Here is a 6594-nt window from a genome sequence, read left to right as displayed (position 1 = left end):
TAAGGGGATAAATCATATCACTAGTTAATAGTTGAAAACAGTGGTTTAGAATTTTACACAATATTAAGGACTTGACTAAAGTTTGATTGGATTCGAGTGGAAACGAGTCAAAAAAGCATGCCCGAGGAAAAGTTTGATTGGATTCAAGCGGAAACGAGTCAAAAAAGCATGCCCGAGCAAAAATTTGATTAGATTCAAGTGGGAACAAGTCAAAAAAAGATGTCCGAGTAAAAAATTGATTGGGTTCAAGCAGAAACGAGTCAAAAAAGCATGCCCGAGTAAAAAATTGATTAGATTCAAGCAGAAACGAGTCAAAAAAGCGTGCCCGAGTAAAAATTTGATTAGATTCAAGCAGAAACGAGTCAAAAAAGCGTGTTTGAGCAAAAATTTGATTAGATTCAAGTGGGAACGAGTCAAAAAAGCGTGTCCGAGTAAAAGCTTGATTGGATTCAAGCGGAAACGAGTCAAAAAAGATGTCCGAGTAAAAATTTGATTGGATTCAAGCAGAAACGAGTCAAAAAAGCATGCCCGAGTAAAAATTTGATTGGATTCAAGCAGAAACGAGTCAAAAAAGCGTGCCCGAGTAAAAGTTTGATTGGATTCAAGCAGAAACGAGTCAAAAAAGTATGCCCCAAGCAAAAATTTAATTGAATTACTCTATATAAGAAAACAACAAATATAACCATTTGCAAGTGGTAAAACAAACGAATGTCAGCTAGAGAAGCAGAACGAATAAGAAGTTCCTCTGATCATTTCCAACTATCGTTTTTAGTAGGGGCTAAGACCGTACGTTCCTCTCTTTTCTCAAAAAAATGAATATTTCCTTGAATGAAGGGAAATGACTATTGTTGGGAGGAGTGATTAACTAATGAATGATATAAAAAAATGGGCGAAACGAATGGCCATGTCCCTTGCTTTTTCTGTCGCTTTATTATCCACATTCCAAACGATTTCAGGTGTAGAAGCAAAGCAAGTGATTGATTATATGAGTGAACAAGCGAATGAAGGAGAGGGAGCTGCTCTATCTTTCAAACATGCTTTAAAATCGATTGGACTGGCATTTAAAGATCTAAACAAGACATTGGAAGGGGAACACTTGAAATTATCAGCAAGCACAGTCGCTGAAGAACCGCCTTCTTTGAATGATTGGGATTGGTCACAATACGATACCAAAGAAGTAATCGCAACCGGATACACAGCTTATTATGAGTCGACAGGTAAAAATCCTGGACATCCTGAATTTGGTATTACATATTCTGGTGTAAAGGTGAAAAGGGATTTATATTCTACGATTGCTGCAGATTTAACTGTTTTCCCTATTGGTACGATACTGTGGATTCCTGATTATGGGTTTGGCGTAGTTGCTGACAAAGGTGGCGCTATTAAAGGAAATAAATTGGACTTATATTATGAAACAGTAGATGATGTATATAATTCTTGGGGGAAGAAAACGTTGGATGTCTATGTAATATCAATCGGTGATGGTACGTTAACTGAAGAAGATTTACAAGAGTTAAATGAAACGGAATCCCTACAAGTATTTAGACAGCAGTATACAAAAGAATAACTTAGCTAAAAAAGTAATGGGGATGAATACCCATTACTTTTTTATTGGAGAAGAAAATATATTCGGATGTAATAACTGTCCCAATTTGATTGCCCCTTCGATTAATCTTGGTGAAGGGCGACAAAACAATTCTTCTTCGAGGACATAAACAGTATTATTTTTCAATGCGTCCATATTTGACCAACCTGGACGTTTCTGTAAAATGGCTGGATTGATTTTCTCCTGCCTTACACCTACCCAGGCTAAACAGATTACATCGGGATTTTGCATAAGAATGGCGTCCCAATCTGTTTGGATATTTGCTTGTTCTTTAGATGCGAAAAGGTTTTCACCGCCAACAAGTTCACTAATTTCAGTGAGCCAGTTTGTACCACCTGGTGTAAAAACGGGCTTTGGCCACCATTCCCAATAGATAGAGAGAGGCGTGCTCACCTGTTTAGCTAGGTTCTTTAGGTTCATGACTTTTTCATGAAAGTTTGCTGCAGCTTGCATACCGACTTCTTTTTTACCTAAGGCTGTGGCTACGGTGATTAAGTCATTTTCAATATCTGTTAAGCTTTGTGGATTTAATGTTATGTAAGGAATGTTCCGTTCATCCAATGCCATAATATTCTTTTCCATTCCCGGTACACTTAATGATGCCAACACAAGGTCCGGTTTAGCTTTTTCTACAGCATTCATATCTATGGATAGGTCTGGACCGAGTTTTGGTAGAGTATTTACCGCTGCTGGCCAATCAGAGTAATCATCAACTGCAACAAGTTGATCGATTAATCCTAAGTAGGCGATAATTTCTGTATTGCTTGGGCAAAGAGAAGCGATTCGCATGATTGAAAACCTCCAATATCTTAAAATATTAATGCATATAAGAGTAATGTTAGTAAAATACCTGTTAACCCTCCGAAAAACACTTCTACTGGTTTATGGCCTAATAATTCTTTCAGTTCTTTACGTTTTACTTGGTCTGGTTTTTTGGGCCATGATTTTGCTTCATCGACAAAACGGTTAAAGTCATTGACAAGTTGATTAAGGACAATGGCTTGTTCCCCTGCTTGCCTTCGTACTCCGGTTGCATCAAACATAGTAATGATAGCAAACATGGCTGATATCGCGAAGGGAATGGAATCTAATCCAGCTTCGATGGCTACCCCTGTAGATAAAGCTGTAACGGCAGCAGAGTGTGAGCTTGGCATCCCCCCTGTACTTGTTAACAGTGACCAATCTAACTTTCTAGTAGCAAAAAAGGTAATGGGGACTTTTACAAATTGTGCAAAGAGAATGGCAGCTAATGCTGACCAAAGAGGAAAGTTCAAAAATATTTCCATTATTTAACCACCTTATCGATGTTTGTATTCTTTACTAAAAGGAAGGATTTTCTATTAGTAACAGATTAGCACAAAATATTTTGATTTGAAAATCAGATCCTCTTGAAGGTTAAAGTAAGCTAGTCGAAATAATATGAAAGATTAGATATAATGATTATATATCTTATGGAGGTGTTTAAAATGTTTACAGTCAAAAAAGAAAATCTTTATGACTCAGCCCATGAAGTTTTAATCATCGGTTTGTTCGATGAACCGAATATCATAAAAGATGGACTATCTTCTTTAGACGAAAAATTTGAAGGACAAATGACTGATTTTCTTAAGCAAGGTGATATATCAGGGAAGTTAAAATCAATAAGCAAAGTACATACATTCAATAAAATTGCTGCGAAGAGATTATTATTTGTGGGTCTAGGTAAGAAGAAGGCCTTACAATTCAATGAATTAAAAGAAGCGATAGGATTAGCCTTTAAAGAAATTCAAAAAAGTAAACTTTCGGAAGTAGCCGTTTATTTAGACACATTTACTGTTGCTGATCAGCTTGATGCGCTCGATGTTGGCCACGCCGTCAGTGAAGCATATACACTCGCTACCTATCGTTTTGAAGGATATAAACAAAAGTCAAATGAACCTGAAAAGAAGATTGATAAAATCACAGCTTATACGACTGAAAATAGAGAAGATGTACTATCTGCTTTAACAGTTGGTTATGCCTATGGTAAGGGGACAAACTCTGCAAGAACTTTAGTGAATATGCCTGGGAATATGTTAACAGCCACAACGATGGCAGAGTATGCCATGGAGCTAGCAAAGAAATATGATTTTGAAATAGAAATATTAGATAAGAAAGAAATGTTAGAGCTTGGAATGGGTGCCCTGTTAGCAGTAAACCAAGGTTCAACAGAGCCACCGAAAATGATTGTTCTAAAATATCAAGGGAAAGATCAGTGGGAAGATGTCATTAGTTTAGTCGGAAAAGGAATTACCTTCGATACTGGTGGTTACTCGATAAAGCCGAAATCAGGGATTGTTGGAATGAAAACAGATATGGGCGGAGCTGCAGCCGTTCTGGGGGCGATGGAAATCATCGGTGAGTTAAGACCAGAACAGAATGTATTAGCTGTTATTCCATCAACAGATAATATGATAAGTGGATCTGCTTTTAAACCAGATGATGTTATTACTTCGTTAAGTGGAAAAACAATAGAGATATTAAATACGGATGCAGAAGGCCGTCTCGTTTTAGCTGATGCCATTACGTACGCTAAACAGCATGGTGCTAATTATTTAGTCGATGTTGCTACTTTAACAGGAGGCGTCATTGTTGCCTTAGGAGAAGAAACAACAGGTGCGATTACTAATCATGAAACCTTCTTCGAACAAGTATTAGAAGCGTCATTCGAAGCAGGTGAAGCGATGTGGAGACTCCCATTATTTGAAAAAGATAAACAAAGAATTCGCAATAGCCCAGTGGCAGATTTAAACAATTCCCCTGGAAGAGAAGGCCATGCAATTATGGCAGGTGGTTTTATTGGAGAATTTGCTGAAGATACGCCATGGGTGCATTTAGATATAGCAGGTACATCTACAACAAATAAGCCTTATGAATTAGGTCCTGCTGGTGCCACAGGTGTAATGACGCGTACGTTAGCTCTACTTGTAGAAAGATTTGAAGTGAAATAATAAATCATTTATTAAAAGCATATTAAAAGTGATCTGACAAAAGGACCTGAGTTCGGTTTTCCACTGGGCTTAGGTCTTTTAATTTTCCCTTGTTTGAAAGATCTTATTTTACTTGCGCTTTGATTTGGTTGGTAATTTGTCTTTCATTTGAACTAAGAATTTAACTTTTTTAAGTAGGGATTCTCCATTTCCAGTTGCTTCATACATGCCTCCAATTCCTCTACAGACCCTTTTCAGTAGGCGTAGATTTCCTTGTATTCTTCGTCTCCTTATTCATAGATAATCACCCCTTTTTCCGAGAAACAAGCGCATCAAACTTCTTCAATAAAAGCAGAAGATGAAATGTTAAATATTTGCCTGTGTCAATAGAAGATGTACCCTGTTTCGTTCAAAGCTAAGTACATTCATTTTATATACTCAGGGAAATAATTTGCATAGGGTTTAATAAAAGTGTGAATTATCCCATTTTTCTCAAAAGTCCATTATTTGACGAACATGAATGAGTATGTTAATTTATTACTCTAACACTTTACTAAAATAAAGCGAAAATAAATAGAAAGAAAGGTTTTAATCATGAATGCTGTTTTACTTGCTGTATTAGTCATGTTGATACTAAGTTTATTACGTGTAAATGTCGTGTTATCCCTTATTATTGGTGCATTGGTGGGAGGTTTAACAGGTGGACTTGGTATAACAAACACAATTGAAGTCTTTACAAATGGATTAGGTGGCAGTGCAGAAGTAGCGCTTAGTTATGCTTTATTAGGAGGCTTTGCGATTGCTATCTCTCGTACAGGCCTACCGAATCTCCTTGTTGATAAAATTATTCAAAAGGTAGGGAAAGAGGGAGAGGAAAGGAAGAAAGGTTTATCTAAAACGTTAGTCATTTTATCATTATTAATGATGGCGTGTTTCTCACAAAACCTTATTCCTATTCATATTGCGTTTATTCCCATATTAGTTCCACCTTTATTAAAAGTATTGAATGAACTTAAAATAGATAGGAGATTAATTGCCTCCGTCCTTACATTTGGTTTAGTCACTCCTTATATGCTTATCCCTGCAGGATTTGGACAAATATTTCACCAAATCTTAGCAGATAATATGACAAGTAGCGGTTTAGATGTTGATATGCAACAAATACCAGTAGCTATGCTACTTCCTGCTTTAGGTATGGTTGTTGGCCTAATAATAGCCGTTTTCATATCTTATCGAAAACCGAGAGTTTATCAATCAACAGAAATCATCGAAACTGAAAGAGTATCTTATAGTAAGCGCGGTATCTTATTTGCCGTTTTAGCAATCATTATTGCGTTAGTTGTACAAATACAATTAGATTCAATGATTATGGGCGCAGTGGCCGGTATTATTACTGTCTATTTAAGTGGAACGATAAAGGGTACTGAAGCAGATAGCTTATTAACAGATGGAATGAAAATGATGGCATTTATCGGGTTTGTCATGCTCGCGGCATTTGGTTTCGGTGATGTGCTGAAAGAAACAGGGGATGTTGGAGTCCTTGTGTCGAATGTAGCTGAGATGATAGGGAATAATCAAGCCTTAGGTGCGTTATTAATGCTTTTAGTAGGTTTGTTAGTCACCATTGGTATTGGTTCATCGTTTTCAACTATTCCAATTATCACGACCATTTTTGTGCCATTATGTTTAGAACTAGGGTTTAGTCCAATGGCTACGATTGCGTTAATTGGTGCATCTGCTGCTTTAGGTGATGCTGGATCTCCTGCTTCAGACAGTACACTTGGACCGACATCAGGATTGAATGTGGATGGTCATCATAATCATATTTGGGATACATGTGTACCAACATTTATTCATTATAATATTCCTGTCATTATATTTGGCTGGATTGCTGCAATGGTATTATAAAAGAAATAAATTAGTATTATTTAAACCCAATCATATTTGATTGGGTTTATTTTTAGTGGGCTTGACCTTGGTGCAATGTATATAGGTACCGAAACACGAATAAGAATGACTATCAAAGAGCAGAATCGAGTA

5 protein-coding genes are annotated in these 6594 nt (G+C 36.8%); 3 read left to right on the top strand and 2 right to left on the bottom strand.

What is annotated here, in order from left to right:
• Positions 1-868: 868 nt before the first annotated feature.
• Positions 869-1567: a 3D domain-containing protein gene (locus tag H9655_RS19115; RefSeq protein WP_191816844.1), complete on the top strand. Its 699-nt coding sequence runs from the start codon at positions 869-871 to the stop codon at positions 1565-1567.
• A 33-nt stretch (positions 1568-1600) separates the two neighbouring features.
• Here the strand turns inward: H9655_RS19115 and H9655_RS19110 are convergent, their stop codons facing one another.
• Together H9655_RS19110 and H9655_RS19105 are read right to left on the bottom strand one after the other, a co-directional pair.
• A complete protein-coding gene (locus H9655_RS19110; RefSeq protein WP_191816843.1) occupies positions 1601-2395 on the bottom strand; it encodes a cobalamin-binding protein in 795 nt (264 codons plus the stop codon).
• 20 nt (positions 2396-2415) lie between these two features.
• Complete coding sequence (locus tag H9655_RS19105; protein ID WP_191816842.1) at positions 2416-2892, bottom strand: divergent PAP2 family protein; 477 nt, start codon at positions 2890-2892, stop codon at positions 2416-2418.
• A gap of 180 nt (positions 2893-3072) precedes the next feature.
• Between H9655_RS19105 and H9655_RS19100 the strand changes: the two genes are divergently transcribed.
• Positions 3073-4575 (top strand): leucyl aminopeptidase, encoded by a 1503-nt coding sequence (locus H9655_RS19100; protein ID WP_191816841.1) that lies wholly within the window; start codon positions 3073-3075, stop codon positions 4573-4575.
• Positions 4576-5148: 573 nt separating this feature from the next.
• The gene (locus tag H9655_RS19095; protein ID WP_191816840.1) at positions 5149-6462 is read left to right on the top strand and encodes a Na+/H+ antiporter family protein; all 1314 of its coding nucleotides are present in this window, start codon (positions 5149-5151) and stop codon (positions 6460-6462) included.
• Positions 6463-6594: the final 132 nt, after the last annotated feature.

The organism is Cytobacillus stercorigallinarum, from assembly GCF_014836495.1.
Classification (GTDB): Bacteria; Bacillota; Bacilli; order Bacillales; family Cytobacillaceae; genus Cytobacillus; species Cytobacillus stercorigallinarum.
This window is presented reverse-complemented; position numbering and strand designations above follow the sequence as displayed.